The following is an 18,978-nucleotide window of genomic DNA, read 5'->3' on the forward strand; positions in this document are numbered from 1 at the left end:
AAGAAGGTTCAAGAACATGGCTAAGGCTAAATTTGAGCGGACGAAGCCGCACTGCAACATTGGTACCATCGGTCACGTCGACCACGGCAAGACCTCGCTGACTGCGGCGATCTCGAAGGTCCTGTCGGAAATCCAGGGCGGCACCGCCGTCGATTTCGCGAACATCGACAAGGCCCCCGAGGAGCGCGAGCGCGGCATCACCATCTCGACCGCGCACATCGAATATGAAACCGATGCGCGCCACTATGCCCACGTCGACTGCCCGGGCCACGCCGACTATGTGAAGAACATGATCACCGGCGCCGCCCAGATGGACGGTGCGATCCTCGTCGTGTCGGCCGCTGACGGCCCGATGCCGCAGACCAAGGAACACATCCTGCTCGCGAAGCAGGTTGGCGTTCCGACCATGGTCGTGTTCCTCAACAAGGTTGACCAGCTCGACGACCCCGAGCTGCTCGAGCTCGTCGAACTCGAAATCCGCGAGGAGCTTTCGAAGCGCGACTTCGACGGCGACAATATTCCGATCATCGCGGGTTCGGCTCTTGCCGCCCTCGAAGGCCGCGACGACAACATCGGCAAGGAAGCCATTCTGAAGCTGATGGAAGCCGTCGACAGCTGGATCCCGCAGCCCGAGCGTCCGCTTGACAAGCCCTTCCTGATGCCGATCGAGGACGTGTTCTCGATCTCGGGTCGCGGCACCGTCGTCACCGGCCGCGTCGAAACCGGCGTGATCAAGGTTGGTGAAGAAGTCGAGATCGTCGGCATCAAGGACACCAAGAAGACCGTCGTCACCGGCGTCGAAATGTTCCGCAAGCTGCTCGACCAGGGCGAAGCCGGCGACAACATCGGTGCGCTGATCCGCGGCGTCGGCCGTGAGGAAGTGGAGCGTGGTCAGGTTCTGGCCAAGCCCGGCTCGATCACGCCGCACACCGAGTTCACCTCGGAAGTCTACGTCCTGTCGAAGGACGAGGGCGGCCGTCACACGCCGTTCTTTGCGAACTATCGTCCGCAGTTCTACTTCCGCACCACGGACGTCACGGGCGAGGTCATCCTCCCCGAGGGCACCGAAATGGTCATGCCGGGCGACAACGTCCAGCTGTCGGTCAAGCTGATCGCTCCGATCGCCATGGACCAGGGTCTGCGCTTCGCGATTCGCGAAGGTGGCCGCACGGTCGGCGCAGGGGTTGTCGCCTCGATCACAAAGTAATATAGGGCCGCGAGCCGCGCGATTCGGTTGAGTCGCGCGGCTCGTAGCTTTTAGGAATTTTGATGGCCTCACCGGCCTCCCTGCGGGGGTCGGGACAGGCCATTTCGGCTCTTTCGCATCGTCAGACGGGATTCGACTGGAACAGTCATGGAAACGCAGAATATTCGCATTCGCCTGAAGGCCTTTGATCACCGCGTGCTCGATCAGGCCACGACCGACATCGCCGACACGGCGCGTCGCACGGGCGCTCTCATTCGCGGTCCGATCCCGCTGCCGACGCGCATCGAGAAATTCACCGTGAACCGCGGTCCGCATGTCGACAAGAAGTCGCGCGAGCAGTTCGAGGTGCGAACCCACAAGCGGCTGCTCGACATCGTGCAGCCCACCCCGCAGACGGTCGATGCGCTGATGAAGCTCGACCTCGCAGCGGGCGTGAATGTCGAGATCAAGTTGGCCTGAGCCAACACAGCCCCGGATCTGATCCGGGGTCTCTATCGGCCAGACGCTTCGGCGATGGCATCAGTCCGGAACGATCCGGACCGACGATAGGGTGGATACCGCCGGACCGCCTCATCGAAGGCATCAAGGTCCGGGCTGCGTCCCCCGTCTCGCCGTCAACCCATCGGGAAGGCGGCATCTCAGCCCGGACGGGGCGATGCATCGAAATTATGGGCTGGGAGGGTTCCGGCGGGGCATGCCCCGATGGGTCCCGCAAGCCGTGCGGAATGGTCCGCCCGGCCTCTGTTGAGGAGTGAAGATCATGCGCACTGGCGTGATCGCGAAGAAAATGGGGATGACCCGCCTGTTTCAGGACGACGGCCGCCACGTGCCCGTCACCGTTCTGAGCCTCGAAGGCTGCCAGGTCGTCTCCGTGCGCGATAAGGAACGCGACGGCTATGTGGCCGTCCAGCTCGGGGCCGGCACGGCCAAGGCCAAGAATGTGGCAAAGCCGCAGCGTGGCGCCTATGGCAAGGCCGAAGTCGAACCCAAGGCCAAGCTTGTGGAATTTCGCGTCGCCGACGATGCGACGCTCGATGTGGGCGCTGAACTGTCGGCCGACCATTTCGTCGCTGGTCAGATCGTCGACATCCAGGGCGTGACGCAGGGCAAGGGCTTTGCCGGCGCGATGAAGCGCTGGGGCTTCGGCGGTATGCGTGCGTCCCACGGCGTCTCGATCAGCCACCGTGCACACGGTTCGACGGGTAACCGCCAGGATCCGGGTCGCGTCTTCAAGAACAAGAAGATGGCTGGCCATATGGGCGCTCGCAACCGCACCCAGCAGAATCTCGAAATCGTCCGCACCGACGCCGAGCGCGGTCTTCTCTTCGTCAAGGGCTCGGTCCCGGGTTCGAAGGGTGGCTGGCTGCTCGTTCGCGATGCGGTGAAACTCCCGCGCCACCCCGAAGCCCCCTATCCGGCGGGCATCAAGAGCGCGGCCAACACCAACACCGCCCCGGCTGACGCGCCGGTCGAAACGCCGGCCGAAGAGGCTGTCGTCGACACCGCGACCACCGACAGCGCACAGGAGTCCTGATCATGAAGGTCAAGGTTCAGACCCTCGATGGCAAGGCTGGCGCCGACATCGATTTGAGCGACGACGTCTTTGGCGTCGATCCGCGTGCCGACATCCTGCACCGCGTTGTGGCGTGGCAGCTTGAAAAGCGCCGCGGTCCGGCCCGCGCCGCGCGCGAGCGCAGCGACGTCGCCCGCACCGGCAAGAAGTTCGGTCGCCAGAAGGGCGGCGGTACGGCTCGCCACGGCGACCGCAAGGCACCGATCTTCATCGGCGGCGGCAAGGCGCATGGCCCCCGGGCCCGCACTTTCGGCCACGCGCTGAACAAGAAGATTCGCACTCTCGGCCTCAAGATGGCGCTGAGCGACAAGGCGAAGGGCGGCAAGCTCGTCGTCCTCGACACGCTCGAGCTCAAGGATGCCAAGACCAAGGCGCTCGCCGGCAAGCTCGGCAAGCTGGAGCTTGGCGGCCGCGCGCTGTTCATCGACGGCGACGCGGTTCATGCCAGCTTCGCTCAGGCGTCGGCCAACATCGTCGGCGTCGACGCGCTGCCCGCGATCGGTGCCAACGTCTACGACATTATCCGTGCCGACACGCTGGTCCTGACCCGCGCGGCGGTCGAAAAGCTGGAGGCACGCTGCAATGGCTAAGGCAAAGACGGTCGACGCGCGTCACTATGACGTGATCCTCGCTCCGGTGATCACCGAAAAGTCGACGATGCTCAGCGAAAACAACGCGGTGGTGTTCCAGGTCGCGAACGACGCGACCAAGCCCGCCATCAAGGCCGCCGTCGAGGCGCTGTTCGATGTCAAGGTGATTGGCGTGAACACCCTCGTCACCAAGGGCAAGACCAAGCGCTGGAAGGGCAAGCCCTACACTCGCAGCGACGTGAAGAAGGCGATCGTTCGCCTGGCCGAAGGCCAGTCGATCGACGTCACCACGGGCGTCTGAGCGTCAGGGGAAGGCAGAGAAAATGGCACTCAAACATTATAACCCGACCAGCCCCGCGCAGCGCGGCCTGATCCTCGTCGACAAGTCGTCGCTGTGGAAGGGCAAGCCCGTCAAGGCGCTGACCGAAGGCAAGCGCAAGACCGGTGGCCGCAATAACAAGGGTCATGTGACCTCGCGCGGGATCGCCGGCGGCCACAAGCAGAAGTACCGCTTCATCGACTTCAAGCGTCGCAAGTGGGACGTGCCGGCCACCGTTGAGCGTCTGGAATATGACCCCAACCGCACAGCGTTCATCGCGCTGGTGAAATATGAAGACGGCGAACTCGCCTATATTCTGGCGCCGCAGCGCCTGGCTGTCGGCGACACGATCGTCGCGGGCAAGAAGACCGACGTGAAGCCGGGGAATGCGATGGAGTTGTCGCAGATGCCCGTCGGCACGATCGTTCACAATATCGAGATGAAGCCGGGCAAGGGTGGCCAGATCGCCCGTTCGGCCGGCACCTATGCGCAGGTCGTCGGTCGTGACCGGGGTCTCGTGATCGTGCGCCTCGGTTCGGGCGAACAGCGTTACATTCGCGGCGAGTGCATGGGCACGGTCGGCGCGGTGTCGAACCCCGACAACCAGAACACCAATCTGGGCAAGGCGGGCCGCAACCGCTGGCTCGGCAAGCGGCCGCTGACCCGCGGCGTCGCCAAGAACCCGGTCGACCACCCGCACGGCGGTGGTGAAGGCCGCACCTCGGGCGGCCGTCATCCGGTCACTCCGTGGGGCAAGCCGACCAAGGGCGCCCGGACCCGTCACAACAAGTCGACCGACAAGATGATCATCCGGTCGCGTCACGCGAAGAAGAAGAGGTAAGCCATGGCTCGCTCGGTCTGGAAGGGTCCGTTCGTGGACCTTCATCTCCTCAAGAAAGCCGAAACGGCCCAGGACGGCGGCAGCTCTGCCCCGATCAAGACCTGGTCGCGCCGGTCCACCATCCTGCCGCAGTTCGTCGGGCTCACCTTCAACGTCTACAACGGTCGCAAGTTCGTGCCGGTGTCGGTCAATGAAGACATGGTCGGCATGAAGCTGGGTGAATTTGCGCCGACGCGCTTCTTCCCCGGCCACGCGGCTGACAAGAAGGGCAAACGCTAATGGGCAAGGAAAAGTCCCCCCGCCGCGTTGCGGACAATGAGGCGCTCTCGGTCGGCACGCAGATTCGCGGTTCGGCTCAGAAGCTGAACCTCGTCGCCGCACTGATCCGCGGCCGCAAGGTCGAAGACGCGATGAACGTCCTCGCCTTCTCGAAGAAGGCCATGGCCGTTGACGTGCGCAAGGTTCTTGCGAGCGCGATCGCGAATGCCGAGAACAACCACAACCTCGACGTTGACGCACTGGTCGTCAAGGAAGCGAGCGTGGGCAAGTCGATCTCGATGAAGCGTTGGCACGCGCGTGGTCGCGGCAAGTCGACCCGGATCGTCAAGCCGTTCAGCCGCATCCGCATCGTCGTGCGCGAACAGGAAGAAGAGGCGTAAGATGGGCCAGAAGAGCAATCCGATCGGCCTGCGCCTGCAGGTCAACCGCACCTGGGACAGCCGCTGGTTCGCCGAGGGCCAGGACTATGGGCGCATGTTGGTCGAGGATCTGAAGATCCGCAAATATGTGTTCAAGACCCTGCCGCAGGCCGCGATCTCGAAGGTCGTGATCGAGCGTCCCGCGAAGCTGTGCCGCGTGTCGATCTATGCCGCTCGTCCGGGCGTCATCATCGGCAAGAAGGGCGCCGACATCGAAAAGCTGCGCAAGACGCTGGGCGAGATGACGGGCAGCGACGTGTCGCTGAACATCGTCGAGATCCGCAAGCCCGAGGTTGACGCGAAGCTCGTCGGCCAGGGTATTGCTGACCAGCTCGAACGCCGCGTTGCGTTCCGTCGCGCGATGAAGCGTGCGGTCCAGTCGGCGATGCGTCTCGGCGCCGAAGGCATCCGCATCAACTGCGCTGGCCGTCTCGGCGGCGCGGAGATCGCGCGCACCGAATGGTACCGCGAAGGCCGTGTGCCGCTCCACACTCTGCGCGCCAATGTCGACTATGCCGAGGCCGAAGCCCACACCGCCTATGGCGTGTGCGGGATCAAGGTCTGGATCTTCAAGGGCGAAATCCTGGGTCACGACCCGATGGCGACCGACCGGCTGATGCTCGACGCGCAGACGTCGGGTGTGCGCCCGGCGCGCGATGATCGCCGCTAAGGACTGCTGACATGCTGCAACCGAAAAAAACCAAGTTCCGCAAGGCCTTCAAGGGCCGCATCCACGGCAACGCCAAGGGCGGTACGGCGCTGAACTTCGGCTCCTACGGGCTGAAGGCGCTCGAACCCGAGCGCATCACCGCGCGTCAGATCGAGGCGGCACGCCGCGCGATCAGCCGCGCGATCAAGCGCCAGGGCCGTTTGTGGATCCGCGTATTTCCCGACGTCCCCGTGTCGTCGAAGCCTGCCGAAGTCCGCATGGGTAAGGGTAAGGGTTCGCCGGAATTCTGGGCCGCTCGCGTGAAGCCGGGCCGCATCCTGTTCGAACTCGACGGCGTTCCCGGACCCGTGGCCGCGCTGGCCTTCGAGCGTGCGGCCATGAAGCTGCCGATCAAGACGAAGGTCGTCGCCCGCCTCGGCGACACCTCGCACCTGGAGGGTTGAGGGCCATGGCCAAGACCGAAGATTTCAAGGCGAAGACGGACGACCAGCTGGCCGTCGAACTTGGCGAACTGAAGCGCGAAGCGTTCAACCTTCGCTTCCAGGCCGCAACTGGCCAGCTCGAAAAGCCGTCGCGGGTCAAGGAAGTGCGGCGTTCGATCGCCCGCATCAAGACCGTGCAGACCGAGCGTGCGCGCTCGGCCGCGAAGTAAGGAGACACGTCATGCCGAAGCGCATTCTGACCGGCACGGTGGTGTCCGACAAGGGCGACAAGACCGTTGTGGTGAAGGTCGAACGGAAGGTGAAGCACCCTCTGTACGGCAAGATCATCCGCCGCTCGAAGAAGTATCACGCCCATGATGAGGACAACAGCTTCAAGGCTGGCGAAACTGTCCGCATCGAAGAAACGCGTCCGATTTCGAAGCTGAAGACCTGGAAGGTGCTCGACAAAGTCGACACTCACAGCAAGCCGAAGGGCGCCGCTGCTCCCGCCGCGGCCGAAGGCTGACAGACGTTCACGGAACCGCCGGGGCATCCCGGTAGGCCAAACAAGAAGGAAATGCATCGATGATCCAGATGCAGTCACAATTGGAAGTCGCCGACAACAGCGGCGCGAAGCGCGTCCAGTGCATCAAGGTGCTGGGTGGGTCGAAGCGCCGCACCGCCGGCGTCGGCGACGTCATCGTCGTTTCGATCAAGGAAGCGCAGCCGCGCGGCAAGGTGAAGAAGGGCGACGTGCATCGCGCCGTGATCGTCCGCACCGCGAAGGATGTGCGCCGCGCCGATGGCTCGGTCATCCGTTTCGACAGCAATGCCGCCGTGCTCGTCAACAAGAACGAGGAGCCGATCGGCACCCGTATCTTCGGGCCCGTCGTCCGCGAGCTGCGCGGCAAGGGCTATATGAAGATCATCAGCCTGGCTCCGGAGGTGCTCTGACCATGGCGAACAAGATCAAGAAGGGCGATACGGTCGTCGTCCTGTCCGGCAAGGACAAGGGCAAGACCGGCGAAGTGACGCAGAGCCTGCCGAAGGAAGGCAAGCTTGTCGTCGCGGGCGTCAACATCATCACGCGCCACCGCAAGCCGACCCAGCAGAATCCGCAGGGCGGACTCGAGCGCAAGGAAGCGCCGTTGTTCGCGAGCAAGGTTGCTCTGGCCGATCCGAAGACCGGCAAGCCCACGCGCGTCCGCTTTGAAACCAAGGACGGCAAGAAGGTCCGCGTGGCCGTGAAGTCCGGGGAGACGATCAATGGCTGACAAATATACCCCGCGCATGCGCAAGCTTTATGACGACAAGATCGTCAAGGCGATGACCGAGAAGTTCGGTTACAAGAATGCGATGGAAGTGCCGAAGCTTGAGAAGATCACGCTCAACATGGGCGTGGGCGACGCGGTGCAGGACAAGAAGAAGGTCGAGATCGCGGCTGCCGAAATGGAGCTGATCGCGGGACAGAAGCCCGTCGTGACCAAGGCGAAGAAGTCGATCGCCCAGTTCAAGCTGCGCGAAGGCATGCCAATCGGTTGCAAGGTCACGCTGCGCCGCGAACGCATGTACGAGTTTCTCGACCGGCTGATCACCATTGCGATGCCGCGCATCCGCGACTTCCGCGGCGTGTCGGCGACGAGCTTTGACGGTCGTGGCAACTATGCCATGGGCCTGAAAGAGCAGATCATCTTCCCCGAGATCAACTATGACCGCATCGACACGGTGCGCGGCATGGACGTGATCGTCACCACCACCGCTCGCACCGACGAAGAGGCCCGCGAACTGCTCCGGCTGTTCGGCTTCCCCTTCCCGATCGAAGCGCAGGAAAAGGAAGCCGCCTGATCCCCGCGCGGGACCAGGCAGGCTCTTTCAAGAAGGAAAGAGAACTTAAGTCATGGCGAAACTGAGTTCGGTGAACAAGAACGAGCGTCGCAAGAAGCTGGTGAAGAAATATGCCGGCCGTTATGCGAAGCTGAAGGCGATTGCGGCGGATACGTCGCTCGACGATAGCGAGCGTCTCATCGCGCGCCTCAAGATGGCGGAAATTCCGCGCAACGGTAACCCGACCCGCATCCGCAACCGGTGCGAGCTGACGGGCCGTCCGCGCGCCTATTATCGCAAATTCCGGCTGTGCCGTATCCAGCTCCGCGATCTGGCCAACAAGGGCCTGATCCCCGGTGTTGTGAAGTCGAGCTGGTAAGGGACTTAACAGATGGCAATGACCGATCCCCTGGGTGATATGCTCACCCGCATCCGCAACGGCCAGCAGGCGAAGAAGGACAGCGTCCTGACGCCGGCTTCGACGCTGCGCGTCCGCGTTCTCGATGTTCTTCAGCGCGAAGGCTATATCCGCGGCTACAGCGAAGAAGCGCTGGGCTCGAAGGGTCAGCACAAGGGCATCCGCATCGAGCTCAAATATTTCGAGGGTCAGCCGGCGATCCGCCACGTGGCCCGCGTCTCGAAGCCGGGCCGCCGCGTCTATTCGGGGTCGAAGGACCTGCCGATCGTGCGCAACGGCCTCGGCATCACCATCGTGTCGACTCCGCGCGGCGTTCTCTCGGACGCCGAAGCCCGCGAGCATAATGTCGGCGGCGAAGTGCTGGCGGAGGTGTTCTGATGTCGCGCATTGGTAAAAAGGCAGTGGAGATCCCGAGCGGCGTCAGCGCCGCGATCGACGGCGGCCAGCTGTCGGTCAAGGGCCCCAAGGGCACGCTCTCCATGCCGCTTTCCGACAACATCAAATATGATGTCGCCGAGGGCAGCATCTCGGTCCAGCCCGCAAATGACAGCCGTGAAGCGCGAGCCTTCTGGGGCATGCAGCGTACGCTGGTTCAGAACCTGATCACGGGCGTGACCGAGGGTTTCACCAAGGTGCTCGAGATCACCGGCGTCGGCTATCGCGCCAACGCGCAGGGCAAGAATCTCAAGCTGCAGCTCGGCTACAGCCACGATGTCGATTTCGCGGTGCCCGAGGGCATCGAGATCAAGACGCCGGATAACACGACGATCGAGATCAGCGGCATCGACAAGCAGAAGGTCGGCCAGGTCGCGGCGGAAATCCGCCGCTGGCGCAAGCCTGAACCCTATAAGGGCAAGGGCATCAAATATCGCGGCGAGTACATCTTCCGCAAAGAAGGCAAGAAGAAGTAAGCCATGGCACATCTTACCCCTTTCCAGAAGCGGCGCCAGCGCGTCCGCACCGCGCTCCGCCAGCGTGCCGCAGGGCGTCCGCGCCTGTCGGTGCACCGTTCGGGTCGTCACATCTATGCGCAGCTCATCGATGACGCCGCCGGCGCGACGCTGGTCGCAGCCTCGACGCTCGACAAGGATGTGCGCGGCAAGTCCGGCGCGACCACCGCGGCGGCTGCCGACGTCGGCAAGCGCATCGCCGCTGCCGCCAAGAAGGCGGGCGTGACGCAGGTCGTGTTCGACCGCGGCGGCTTCCTGTTCCACGGGCGCATCAAGGCGCTGGCCGACGCGGCGCGCGAAGGCGGATTGGAGTTCTAATGATGGCAGACGAAGTTCAGAACGCCGAAGGCGCCCCCGAGGCGACCGAAAACACCGGCGCTCCCCGCCGTGGCCGGGGCGGCCGAGACGGCGGTCGCGGGGGTCGTGACGGGGGCCGTGGCCGCCGCGACGACCGTCGCCCGCGCGATGAGGATGGTGGCGAGGAGCTGATCGAAAAGCTCGTGCACATCAACCGGGTCTCGAAGACGGTGAAGGGCGGCAAGCGCTTTGGTTTCGCCGCGCTCGTCGTCGTCGGTGACGGCAAGGGCCGCGCGGGTTTCGGCCATGGCAAGGCGCGCGAAGTGCCCGAGGCGATCTCGAAGGCTACCGCTGCGGCGAAGAAGGCGATGATTCGCGTTCCGCTTCGCGACGGCCGCACGCTGCACCATGACGGTCGCGGTCACTTCGGTGCCGGGAACGTCACCGTCCGTTCGGCGCCTGCAGGGACCGGCATCATCGCCGGCGGCCCGATGCGCGCCGTGTTCGAATCGCTGGGCGTTGCCGACGTGGTGACCAAGTCGGTCGGCACCTCGAACCCCTACAACATGATCCGCGCGACCTTCGAGGCGCTGGGCGAACAGACCAGCCCGAAGTCGGTTGCACAGCGTCGCGGCAAGAAGGTTTCGGACCTGATCAAGCGCGGCGGTGCGTCGGATCGTGTTGCCGAGGCCGAAGCCGCGGCGGTGACGGAGTAAGACAATGGCTGACAAGAAGATCAAGATCCGCCAGATCGGCTCGCCGATCCGTCGTCCCAAGGACCAGCGCAAGATCCTGACCGGCCTCGGCCTGGGCAAGATGCACCGCGAGGTCGAACTGGTCGACACCCCGGAAGTGCGCGGCATGATCCGCAAGGTTCCGCACATGGTGGAAGTGATCGAGGGCTAGAGGCGGATGAAGCTATACCGCCTGCTGACCGGTCCCGACGACGCCGCCTTTTGTGCGCGCGTCGAGGGACTGCTCAACCGGGGGTGGCAGCTTCACGGCAGCCCGTCGATTACCAATGTCGATGGTCGCGGCTATGTCGCCCAGGCCATCGTGATGGAAAAGGCCGGGCCCTATCCCGGCTTTCAGCCGTCGAGTGAAATTGAACCGGACTGATTTTTCAAGAATCGGTCCCCGCGCGAACACAGCGAAAGCGAGTGCAATATGACTATCAAGCTCAACGATCTTCGTGACAATAATGGCGCCCGCAAGGGCCGGATGCGCGTCGGACGCGGCATCGGCTCGGGCAAGGGCAAGACCGGCGGCCGCGGCCAGAAGGGCCAGAAGAGCCGCTCGGGCGTCTCGATCAATGGCTTCGAAGGCGGCCAGATGCCGCTTCACATGCGCATCCCGAAGCGCGGCTTCAACAACATCTTCGCCAAGGATTTTGCGATCGTGAACCTCGGTCAGGTCCAGAAGCTGGTTGATGCGAAGAAGCTCGACCCGAAGGCGACCGTCGACCATGCGGCACTCAAGGCGGCTGGCGTGGCGCGCGGCGGCAAGGACGGCGTCCGCCTCCTCGCCAAGGGCGAACTGACCGCAAAGCTGAGCTTTGCCGTCGCCGGCGCTTCGAAGGGCGCAATTGCGGCGGTCGAGAAGGCCGGCGGCAAGGTCGAGCTTCCCGCAGCTGCCGCGGAAGAGGCGAAGGCCGAGTAATCGAGGACAAGGGCGGATCCCGCGGGGGTTCGCCCTTTGTCATTGAACGGCACCTATTTTCCCGCTTGTGTCGAGCGCAATCGAGACACGCCTCGGGACAACGAAAGCCTGACAGGCCTCTCGACTTCCGGACGCGAACGGGCAATGAAAGCGGGTGTTCGGTATCGGTCTACCGCTTATGTAGGGCCTTTCCCCTTGCGCTTCGTGACCGCCGAACGCACATAGGCGCCGGGTCGCGGGGGGCGCGGTCCGGACATTCCTGAGGAAACTACCCATGGCCTCTCGCGCCGACCAGTTTGCATCCAGCCTGAACTTTTCCAAGTTCGGCCAGGCGACCGAGCTCAAGAACCGCATCTGGTTCACCATCGGCGCTCTGATCGTCTTCCGCTTCCTCTCCTATGTGCCGCTGCCTGGCGTCGACCCCGTTGCACTCTCGCAGCTCTACAACCAGGCGGCCTCGGGCGGCGTGCTCGACATCTTCAACACTTTCTCGGGCGGGAGCCTCGAGCGCATGAGTATCATCGCGCTCGGGGTCATGCCCTACATCACTGCGTCGATCGTCGTTCAGCTGGCGGCGGCGCTGTCGCCGAGCCTTGCTGCCCTCAAGAAGGAGGGCGAGAGCGGCCGCAAGAAACTGAACCAATATACACGCTACGGCACGGTCGCGCTGACCGCGATCCAGGGCTATTTCATCGCCGCCGGGCTCGAAACGCTGGGAGCGAGCCAGGGCGTCGCCGCGGTCGTCGACCCCGGCATGCTGTTCCGCATCGGCGCGGTCATCAGCATCGTCGGCGGCACGCTTTTCCTGATGTGGCTCGGCGAGCAGATCACCAGCCGCGGCATCGGCAACGGTGTCTCGCTGATCATCATGGCGGGCATTCTGGCCCAGCTGCCGCGCAGCTTTGCCCAGATGTTCACCCAGGTCCGCGAAGGCTCGATGGGAGGCGGCACCATCATTGCCGTGGTCGGGGGCGCTGTCGCCATCATCGCCTTTATCGCCTTCATGGAACTCGCGCAGCGCCGCGTTCTTGTTCAATATCCGAAGCGCGCGACCCAGCGCGGCGGGATGCAGGCTGACCGCAGCCATCTGCCGCTGAAGGTCAACACCTCGGGTGTGATTCCGCCTATCTTCGCCTCGTCGCTGCTTCTGATGCCGCTCACGGTCACCCAGATGATGGGGCAGAATGTTCAGGGCGATTCGGCGTGGGGCGATTTTCTGATCACCCTCAATCAGTATCTCGCGCACGGCCAACCGCTTTACATGGCGCTCTATGCGCTGGGGATCATCTTCTTCTGCTTCTTCTACGTCGCCGTCGTCTTCAATCCCGAGGAGACCGCCGACAATCTGAAGCGTCAGAACGGCTTCATTCCCGGCATTCGCCCCGGCAAGAACACCGCCGCCTATCTCGACTTCGTGCTGACCCGCATCACCGTGATCGGGGCCGCCTATCTGGCGTTGATCTGCCTGGTGCCCGAATATTTTATCGCGCAGTCGGGCCTGCCCTTCCAGCTCGGCGGCACCAGCTTGCTGATCATCGTCAATGTGACGATCGACACGATCACGCAGATCCAGAGCCACATGCTCGCACACCAATATGGCGACCTGATCAAGAAAGCCAAATTGAAGGGCGGCGTTGCGCGGCGCTGACCGGTCGGTTAGGTCCGCCTGGACGGAACGGAAACAGGGGCTTTCATGACGCTGAACATCATTTTGCTGGGCCCGCCGGGGGCGGGCAAGGGAACGCAGGCGTCGCGCCTTGAGGACGAGCATGGCATGGTCCAGCTTTCGACCGGCGACATGCTGCGCGCTGCTGTCAAGGCGGGAACCCCGATCGGCATGCAGGCCAAGGCGGTGATGGACGCGGGCGAGCTCGTATCGGACGAGATTGTGTCGGGCCTGATCGGTGAACGGCTCGATCAGCTGGGCGGCGACGTGTCAGTGATCTTCGACGGCTATCCACGGACTGCCGCACAAGCAGAGACGCTTGACGGCATCCTGTCCGCTCGCGGGCGTAAGCTGGACCATGTGATCGAACTGGTCGTCGATGAGGATGCGCTCGTCGACCGCATCACGGGCCGCTTCTCCTGTGCCAAGTGCGGGGAAGGCTATCACGATCGCTACAAGCTGCCCAAGATGAGCGACACCTGCGATGTCTGCGGCGGCCAGGAGTTCAAGCGCCGCCCTGACGACAATGCAGAAACGGTGCGCACGCGCATGGCCGAGTATCGCGCCAAGACCGCGCCGATCCTGCCGATCTATGACGCGCGCGGCATTGTCACCCGGGTCGACGGCATGGCGCCAATCGACGAGGTCAACGACGCCATTGAAACGGTTCTTGCGACCGCTGGCTGACCGGCGGAGCCGTCCGCTTGTCGGCTGGGCCGCATTCTGGTCATTTCCGCGTTGGCAGGCACAGAAATGCGGGGCTTCCGGCGCTGCGCCGTGATTTGGCCGCCGTGAGGGCTTGCGCCGCTTGAAATGCTCTTATGCCAGTGCAAGGCTTGCAGGCATCGAGGGGGGCCTGCGATGGCAAGGGGGACGAACATGAAACGCTGGGCTTCTGTAGCCGGGTTGACGCTGGCGGCCGCGCTGCTCGCTTTGCCCGCGCAGGCGAAGGTGATCGATCAGAACGAGATCGGCTTTACCGTCGCGCACACGGCACAGGTCGCTGCAACGCCCGAGGATGTGTGGAAAATGCTCCGTACTCCCGAAAAATGGTGGTCGAAAGATCATAGCTGGTCAGGCGACTCGGCCAATTTCTGGCTCGATTCGCAAGCCGGCGGCTGCTTTTGCGAGAAGCTGCCCGGCGAGGGCGGCGCCGTGGGCAGCGTTCAGCATGCGCGGATCATCTTTGCCAGGCCGAACGAATTGATGCGCCTGTCGGGCGCCTTCGGCCCGCTGCAGGGCGAAGCAGTGACGGGAACGCTGACCATCCAGATCAAGAAGACCGACGCAGGCGCCGCGATCCGCTTCGATTATGTCGTGGGCGGCTATATGCGCTTCAAGACCGCCGAACTTGCGCCCGCTGTCGACGAGGTGATCGCCGAACAGCTTCGCGGTCTCGCAGCGGCGCTTGGCGGCAATCTGCCCGCCACGCGGGGCGAGAAGGCCGCCGAGGAATCCCCGGCGCGTGCAGCCGACGAAAACGCGGAGGCTGCAAAGCCCGAACCGGGTCTCGACGACGCGATGGCCGATCTGCTGAGCGACGCTGCCGCGGCGGGCGGCGAGCGTGCCGAACGGCCCCGCTAGGCGTCCTTGCCTCGCAGCGCTGCGAGCGCCGCGAACGGACCCGCCTGCTCCTCGCTGAGCACGCCCTTTTCGGCGAGGATGCGGTCGGCCTCAGGGTGGCGCGGAAAGGGATCGAGCGCGAGCGACAGCGTCTGCACTGCCGCTTCGCCGAGGTCGATCCGGTCCCCGTCGAGCGGCAATATGTCGCAATCGGCGCTGTTGATCTCGACCTCTTCCTCGCCGCTCACCTCAGGCGCAGCGTCGCGCAGGAAACGCAGGTCGAACTCCTCGGCAATCGCCGCGGGCACGGGGAGGTCCGTCGCAGCGCAGCGCTGAACTGCGTCGGCAGCGACCGCTCCCGTCGCTGCGATACCGCCTGCGACCGCGCGTACCTCGGCGGTCAGCGCGAAGCGAACAAGCTGGACGAGGCCCAGCCGCGTCGCAATACGCGCGCGCGCCTCGGCGTCCGCTTCGATCGCAATCCGCCGGCCCTGCGCGGCGTCGGCGAGGGTCACGACATAGGGGAATTCGGACGGTGTCATGCGCTGGCTCCCGGCAGACTGTCGGCGGCGATCAACGCCTCGACGGGCAGGGCGGCGAGGGCGGCGCGCAGCGCCGCCACCTCGTTGGCGACATGGTCGAGCGCGGCGTCTGCCGGCGCCTTGCCGCGCCAAAGATTGCGCACCAACGCCGCGCGAAGTTCGTCCGACCCGTCGGGTGCGCGATAGGCGCCGAGCCGGCCGCCGAGCGCACCGACCATCCGTCCGACCTGTTTTCCGACCACCATGTCGCCAAAGCCGATCTGGCGCATCTGTCCGTCCATGTCCGATACGAAAAGTTCGGTCAGCTGGACCCCCGCGAGCGTCTGGCCCGGATCTTCGTCGATGCGGTGGAGGACGAGCGCGAGGACGAGGCTGACCATGTCGAACCGTCCGTCGAGCGTGTCGGGGACCCCGCCTTCCTCGTACCAGTGCGGCGCGCGGGCGGCGGCGACCACCGCACTCCAGAGCGGGCGGCGCACCTCGCGCGGGTCGGGGCCGGGGCGAAAGAGCTTGCGGAGCGAAATCATGACGCGTCGCTTAGGCGCAATCGCGCGCGGCGGAAAGGGGGAGCTGGCCTCGGTTCCGGTCAGCTTCCAGCAAGCTTCGTCTGCCCACAAGCGGCTTGTGCGCCCTGCCCGCTTGCGGTTAAGAGGCGCGTGACATGCGCAGCGACTGCTGCCGACCGCCGGGGCGGGCGGCCAGGGCGAGGTGAGGCAGGGCCTGCGCAACGGAGAAGATCGAATGCCCAATGCCACGTCTGTTTTTGCCCCCCAGCGCCTGCGTCTGGTTACCGCCGGGCTGATCGTGGCGCTCGTCGCCAGCGGCTGCTCGCAGCTTCGCGGGCGCCAGGGCTATGTCGTCGATCCGGTCCTCACCGCCGCGATCGCGCCGGGCGTGGACAACCGCGAATCGGTGGAAAAGACGCTGGGTCGCCCGACCTTCGTCGGCCAGTTCAGCGACAATGAATATTATTATGTCTCGCGCGAGACGCGCCAGCTCGCTTTCGCCAATCCGCGCCCGGTTTCGCAGCAGGTGCTGCGCGTCCGCTTCGATCCCGCCGGCAACGTTGTCGCCGTGGACAAGACCGGCCTTGAACTGGTGAGCAAGATCAGCCCGGAAGGCGACAAGACACCAACCCTTGGCCGTCATCGCAGCTTCTTTGACGATATCTTCGGCAATATTGGCGCGGTAGGGGCTGGCGGCATGGGCGGCAACACCGGCGGCAACACGGGGCCGTAGTAGCTCGCAGCCCCCGCGCAAGCGGAGGCTGCGCCTTGTCCTATCCCGCAATACCGCCCGCCGCGAGCACGGCAAGGGTGACGAGGTCCGATGCCGGCGATGCCATCGTTGCGACCTGCACCGGCTTTTCCATGCCGACGAGCACGGGTCCGATCATCGCGCCGCTCCCGAGCTCGCGCAGCAATTTCGCCGAAAGGTTCGCCGACTGCAGCCCGGGCATCACCAGTACATTGGCCGGACCCGACAGACGACAGAAGGGGTAGTTCCTCATCAGCCGCTCGTTGAGCGCGACGTCGGGTGCCATTTCGCCTTCATATTCGAACTCGGGCTGGCGCTCGTCGAGGATGTGGACAGCGTCGCGAATATTGTCGAGCCATGAGCCCGGCGGATTGCCGAAGGTCGAATAGGACAGGAATGCGACGCGCGGTTCGTGTCCCATGCGGCGTGCGACCTGCGCGGTGCGTTCGGCGATGTCGGCGAGCATCTCGGCGGTCGGGCGCTCGTTGACCGTCGAATCGGCAATGAAGATGGTCTGCTGTTGTCCGACCCAGACGTGCATGCCGAACGGCGTCTTGCCCTCGGCATGATCGATTACGCGGCGGACCTCGCGCATCGTCTGCGCATAGGTGCGCGTGACGCCGGTGATCATTGCGTCGCCGAGCCCGAGCTTCAGGAGTAGCGAGCCAAAGATGTTCCGATCGCGGTTGACCATGCGTTCGACGTCGCGCCGAAGATAGCCGCGGCGCTGCAGCCGCTCGTAGAGCATGTCGACCATCTGCGGCACATGCGGCGAATTGACGCTGTTATGGACTTCGAAGCTTTCGGCGTCGGCGACGCCCATCGCGCGCAGCTTGTCGTGCAGCCCCTCGCGACCCACGAGCACCGGTATGCCATAGCCGCCGTCACGGAACTGGATCGCGGCGCGCAGCACCACTTCCTCTTCGCCCTCGGCGAACACCACGCGCTTCGGGTTGGCACGCGCCGCCTCATAGGCGAGCGTCAACACCGACGTTGTCGGGTTGAGCCGCCCACGCAAGCGGGTGCGATATTCGTCCATGTCGGCGATCGGATGCTGGGCCACGCCGGTGTCCATCGCCGCCTTGGCGACCGCCGCGGGCACAATCTCCATCAGTCGCGGATCGAAGGGCGAGGGGATAATATATTCGGGGCCAAAGCTTGACGCGCGCCCGCCATAGGCGGCCGCAACCTCTTCGGGCACCTGCTGGCGCGCGAGGTCGGCGATCGCATAGGCAGCGGCGATCTTCATCTCTTCGTTGATCGCGGTCGCGCGCACATCAAGGGCGCCGCGGAAGATGAAGGGGAAACACAGCACATTGTTGACCTGGTTCGGATAGTCCGAACGCCCGGTTGCGATGATCGCATCGGGCCGCGCGGCGCGCGCATCGGGCGGCGAAATTTCCGGATCGGGATTCGCCATCGCAAAGATGATCGGCGCCGGGGCCATGTCCTTGACCATCTCGGGCTTGAGCGCGCCTGCGGCTGACAGGCCGAGGAACACGTCGGCGCCCTTGAGCGCTTCGCTCAGATTTCGCGCTTCGGTCGGCACCGCATGCGCTGATTTCCATTGATCCATCCCTTCGGTGCGGCCCTGGTAGATCGTGCCCTTGCGGTCGCACATGATGACGTTTTCGTGCCGCACGCCCATTGCCTTGATGAGCGCCGTGCAGGCGATCGCCGCCGCGCCCGCACCGTTCACGACCACCTTGACCGTCGACAGGTCGCGCCCCGTCAGATGGCAGGCGTTGATCAACCCGGCGGCGGTGATGATGGCTGTTCCATGCTGGTCGTCATGGAATACAGGGATGTTCATCTTCTCTTTCAGCGCCTGCTCGATGATGAAGCAGTTCGGCGCGGCGATATCCTCGAGATTAATGCCACCAAAACTTGGCTCGAGCAGTTCGACCGCGTCGATGAATGCCTGCGGATCCTCGGTCTTCACCTCAAGGTCGATCGAATCGACGTCGGCAAAGCGTTTGAAGAGGACCGCCTTGCCTTCCATCACGGGCTTTGAAGCGAGCGCGCCGAGATTGCCGAGCCCAAGGATCGCGGTGCCGTTCGAGATGACGGCGACCAGATTTCCCTTGGCGGTATAGTCATAAGCGGTGGCGGGGTCCTCGGCGATCGCCTTCACCGGCACCGCGACGCCGGGTGAATAGGCGAGCGACAGGTCGCGTTGCGTCGCCATCGGCTTCGACGCCACGATCTCGATTTTTCCGGGGCGTCCGTAACTGTGATAAAGCAGGGCCTCGCGGTCCGAAAACTGCACCTTGCTGCCGCTGTCCATTCGCTGTCCTCTCAAAATCCAAACAAGATGCGCGCCCGAATATGTCCCCTAGCGCCGCCCGGCGAAAATGTAACCGGCAATATTTGGCAGCAGAGACGGGCGGGAATGGGGCGGTCCGTGGCCCTGGCAAGAAGCTTGCTCACCCCTTGTCAGGGCGGATCATTCACTCACCCGCCTTGCCATGCGGCTGCCAAT

30 protein-coding genes are annotated in these 18,978 nt (G+C 64.3%); 27 read left to right on the top strand and 3 right to left on the bottom strand.

The genetic code is table 11. The annotated features are described in order from the left end of the window. The first annotated feature begins 16 nt into the window (after positions 1-16). The 26 genes from tuf (at position 17) to LH20_RS20855 (ending at position 14,718) form a co-directional block, all read left to right on the top strand. Positions 17-1,207, top strand: coding sequence for an elongation factor Tu (gene tuf / locus LH20_RS20730; protein WP_053555855.1), 1,191 nt, complete (start codon positions 17-19; stop codon positions 1,205-1,207). A gap of 147 nt (positions 1,208-1,354) precedes the next feature. Continuing rightward, complete coding sequence (rpsJ, locus tag LH20_RS20735) at positions 1,355-1,666, top strand: 30S ribosomal protein S10 (RefSeq protein WP_003042199.1); 312 nt, start codon at positions 1,355-1,357, stop codon at positions 1,664-1,666. A 301-nt stretch (positions 1,667-1,967) separates the two neighbouring features. Next, positions 1,968-2,741, top strand: coding sequence for a 50S ribosomal protein L3 (rplC, locus tag LH20_RS20740; protein WP_053555856.1), 774 nt, complete (start codon positions 1,968-1,970; stop codon positions 2,739-2,741). 2 nt (positions 2,742-2,743) lie between these two features. Beyond that, positions 2,744-3,370, top strand: a complete 627-nt coding sequence (gene rplD / locus LH20_RS20745; RefSeq protein WP_053555857.1) for a 50S ribosomal protein L4 — start codon at positions 2,744-2,746, stop codon at positions 3,368-3,370. After that, positions 3,363-3,671, top strand: coding sequence for a 50S ribosomal protein L23 (locus LH20_RS20750; protein ID WP_053555858.1), 309 nt, complete (start codon positions 3,363-3,365; stop codon positions 3,669-3,671). Before rplD ends, LH20_RS20750 begins: the two co-directional genes overlap by 8 nt. A 22-nt stretch (positions 3,672-3,693) precedes the next feature. Then, the gene (rplB, locus tag LH20_RS20755; protein ID WP_053555859.1) at positions 3,694-4,530 is read left to right on the top strand and encodes a 50S ribosomal protein L2; all 837 of its coding nucleotides are present in this window, start codon (positions 3,694-3,696) and stop codon (positions 4,528-4,530) included. A 3-nt stretch (positions 4,531-4,533) separates the two neighbouring features. Next, complete coding sequence (rpsS, locus tag LH20_RS20760; protein ID WP_037556370.1) at positions 4,534-4,809, top strand: 30S ribosomal protein S19; 276 nt, start codon at positions 4,534-4,536, stop codon at positions 4,807-4,809. Next, positions 4,809-5,189, top strand: coding sequence for a 50S ribosomal protein L22 (rplV, locus tag LH20_RS20765; RefSeq protein WP_053555860.1), 381 nt, complete (start codon positions 4,809-4,811; stop codon positions 5,187-5,189). Before rpsS ends, rplV begins: the two co-directional genes overlap by 1 nt. Before the next feature lies 1 nt (position 5,190). Then, positions 5,191-5,898 carry a 30S ribosomal protein S3 gene (gene rpsC, locus LH20_RS20770; RefSeq protein WP_053555861.1) on the top strand — a complete coding sequence of 236 codons (708 nt, stop codon included), beginning with the start codon at positions 5,191-5,193 and terminating at the stop codon, positions 5,896-5,898. A gap of 11 nt (positions 5,899-5,909) precedes the next feature. Next, positions 5,910-6,341, top strand: coding sequence for a 50S ribosomal protein L16 (rplP, locus tag LH20_RS20775; protein WP_053555862.1), 432 nt, complete (start codon positions 5,910-5,912; stop codon positions 6,339-6,341). 5 nt (positions 6,342-6,346) lie between these two features. Beyond that, on the top strand, positions 6,347-6,550 hold the full coding sequence (gene rpmC, locus LH20_RS20780; protein ID WP_053555863.1) for a 50S ribosomal protein L29: 204 nt from the start codon (positions 6,347-6,349) through the stop codon (positions 6,548-6,550). A gap of 11 nt (positions 6,551-6,561) precedes the next feature. Beyond that, complete coding sequence (rpsQ, locus tag LH20_RS20785) at positions 6,562-6,846, top strand: 30S ribosomal protein S17 (RefSeq protein WP_053555864.1); 285 nt, start codon at positions 6,562-6,564, stop codon at positions 6,844-6,846. A 59-nt stretch (positions 6,847-6,905) separates the two neighbouring features. Continuing rightward, the gene (gene rplN / locus LH20_RS20790) at positions 6,906-7,274 is read left to right on the top strand and encodes a 50S ribosomal protein L14 (RefSeq protein WP_053555865.1); all 369 of its coding nucleotides are present in this window, start codon (positions 6,906-6,908) and stop codon (positions 7,272-7,274) included. Positions 7,275-7,276: 2 nt separating this feature from the next. Continuing rightward, entirely contained in the window at positions 7,277-7,594 is a 318-nt protein-coding gene (rplX, locus tag LH20_RS20795; RefSeq protein ID WP_053555866.1) for a 50S ribosomal protein L24, read from the top strand. Continuing rightward, positions 7,587-8,165, top strand: coding sequence for a 50S ribosomal protein L5 (gene rplE / locus LH20_RS20800; RefSeq protein ID WP_053555867.1), 579 nt, complete (start codon positions 7,587-7,589; stop codon positions 8,163-8,165). Before rplX ends, rplE begins: the two co-directional genes overlap by 8 nt. Before the next feature lie 52 nt (positions 8,166-8,217). After that, complete coding sequence (gene rpsN, locus LH20_RS20805; protein WP_053555868.1) at positions 8,218-8,523, top strand: 30S ribosomal protein S14; 306 nt, start codon at positions 8,218-8,220, stop codon at positions 8,521-8,523. 12 nt (positions 8,524-8,535) lie between these two features. After that, on the top strand, positions 8,536-8,940 hold the full coding sequence (gene rpsH, locus LH20_RS20810; protein ID WP_053555869.1) for a 30S ribosomal protein S8: 405 nt from the start codon (positions 8,536-8,538) through the stop codon (positions 8,938-8,940). Then, the gene (rplF, locus tag LH20_RS20815) at positions 8,940-9,473 is read left to right on the top strand and encodes a 50S ribosomal protein L6 (RefSeq protein WP_053555870.1); all 534 of its coding nucleotides are present in this window, start codon (positions 8,940-8,942) and stop codon (positions 9,471-9,473) included. Before rpsH ends, rplF begins: the two co-directional genes overlap by 1 nt. Positions 9,474-9,476: 3 nt before the next feature. Beyond that, positions 9,477-9,830 (top strand): 50S ribosomal protein L18, encoded by a 354-nt coding sequence (gene rplR, locus LH20_RS20820; RefSeq protein WP_053555871.1) that lies wholly within the window; start codon positions 9,477-9,479, stop codon positions 9,828-9,830. Between the two features lie 2 nt (positions 9,831-9,832). Further along, positions 9,833-10,525 carry a 30S ribosomal protein S5 gene (rpsE, locus tag LH20_RS20825; RefSeq protein ID WP_083455527.1) on the top strand — a complete coding sequence of 231 codons (693 nt, stop codon included), beginning with the start codon at positions 9,833-9,835 and terminating at the stop codon, positions 10,523-10,525. Between the two features lie 4 nt (positions 10,526-10,529). Next, positions 10,530-10,715, top strand: coding sequence for a 50S ribosomal protein L30 (rpmD, locus tag LH20_RS20830; RefSeq protein ID WP_053555872.1), 186 nt, complete (start codon positions 10,530-10,532; stop codon positions 10,713-10,715). 6 nt (positions 10,716-10,721) lie between these two features. Beyond that, positions 10,722-10,928 carry a DUF1737 domain-containing protein gene (locus LH20_RS20835; RefSeq protein WP_053555873.1) on the top strand — a complete coding sequence of 69 codons (207 nt, stop codon included), beginning with the start codon at positions 10,722-10,724 and terminating at the stop codon, positions 10,926-10,928. A 54-nt stretch (positions 10,929-10,982) separates the two neighbouring features. Further along, positions 10,983-11,468, top strand: a complete 486-nt coding sequence (gene rplO / locus LH20_RS20840) for a 50S ribosomal protein L15 (RefSeq protein WP_053556425.1) — start codon at positions 10,983-10,985, stop codon at positions 11,466-11,468. Positions 11,469-11,742: 274 nt separating this feature from the next. After that, positions 11,743-13,116 carry a preprotein translocase subunit SecY gene (secY, locus tag LH20_RS20845; protein WP_053555874.1) on the top strand — a complete coding sequence of 458 codons (1,374 nt, stop codon included), beginning with the start codon at positions 11,743-11,745 and terminating at the stop codon, positions 13,114-13,116. A 45-nt stretch (positions 13,117-13,161) separates the two neighbouring features. Continuing rightward, the gene (locus tag LH20_RS20850; protein ID WP_200905408.1) at positions 13,162-13,821 is read left to right on the top strand and encodes an adenylate kinase; all 660 of its coding nucleotides are present in this window, start codon (positions 13,162-13,164) and stop codon (positions 13,819-13,821) included. Positions 13,822-14,013: 192 nt separating this feature from the next. Continuing rightward, positions 14,014-14,718 (top strand): SRPBCC family protein, encoded by a 705-nt coding sequence (locus LH20_RS20855; RefSeq protein ID WP_053555875.1) that lies wholly within the window; start codon positions 14,014-14,016, stop codon positions 14,716-14,718. On the opposite strand, the gene LH20_RS20860 is transcribed toward LH20_RS20855, so the two are convergent. Further along, positions 14,715-15,239, bottom strand: coding sequence for a YceD family protein (locus LH20_RS20860; RefSeq protein ID WP_053555876.1), 525 nt, complete (start codon positions 15,237-15,239; stop codon positions 14,715-14,717). The two genes, LH20_RS20855 and LH20_RS20860, sit on opposite strands and share 4 nt — an antisense overlap. Continuing rightward, positions 15,236-15,766: a ubiquinol-cytochrome C chaperone family protein gene (locus LH20_RS20865; RefSeq protein WP_053556427.1), complete on the bottom strand. Its 531-nt coding sequence runs from the start codon at positions 15,764-15,766 to the stop codon at positions 15,236-15,238. Before LH20_RS20865 ends, LH20_RS20860 begins: the two co-directional genes overlap by 4 nt. 214 nt (positions 15,767-15,980) lie before the next feature. Here LH20_RS20865 and LH20_RS20870 point away from each other — a divergent pair, with 214 nt between their 5' ends. Beyond that, on the top strand, positions 15,981-16,478 hold the full coding sequence (locus tag LH20_RS20870; protein ID WP_053555877.1) for an outer membrane protein assembly factor BamE: 498 nt from the start codon (positions 15,981-15,983) through the stop codon (positions 16,476-16,478). Positions 16,479-16,518: 40 nt separating this feature from the next. Here the strand turns inward: LH20_RS20870 and LH20_RS20875 are convergent, their stop codons facing one another. After that, positions 16,519-18,783, bottom strand: coding sequence for an NADP-dependent malic enzyme (locus tag LH20_RS20875; protein WP_053555878.1), 2,265 nt, complete (start codon positions 18,781-18,783; stop codon positions 16,519-16,521). Positions 18,784-18,978: the final 195 nt, after the last annotated feature.

It is taken from the genome of Sphingopyxis sp. 113P3 (assembly GCF_001278035.1).
Lineage (GTDB): Bacteria > Pseudomonadota > Alphaproteobacteria > Sphingomonadales > Sphingomonadaceae > Sphingopyxis.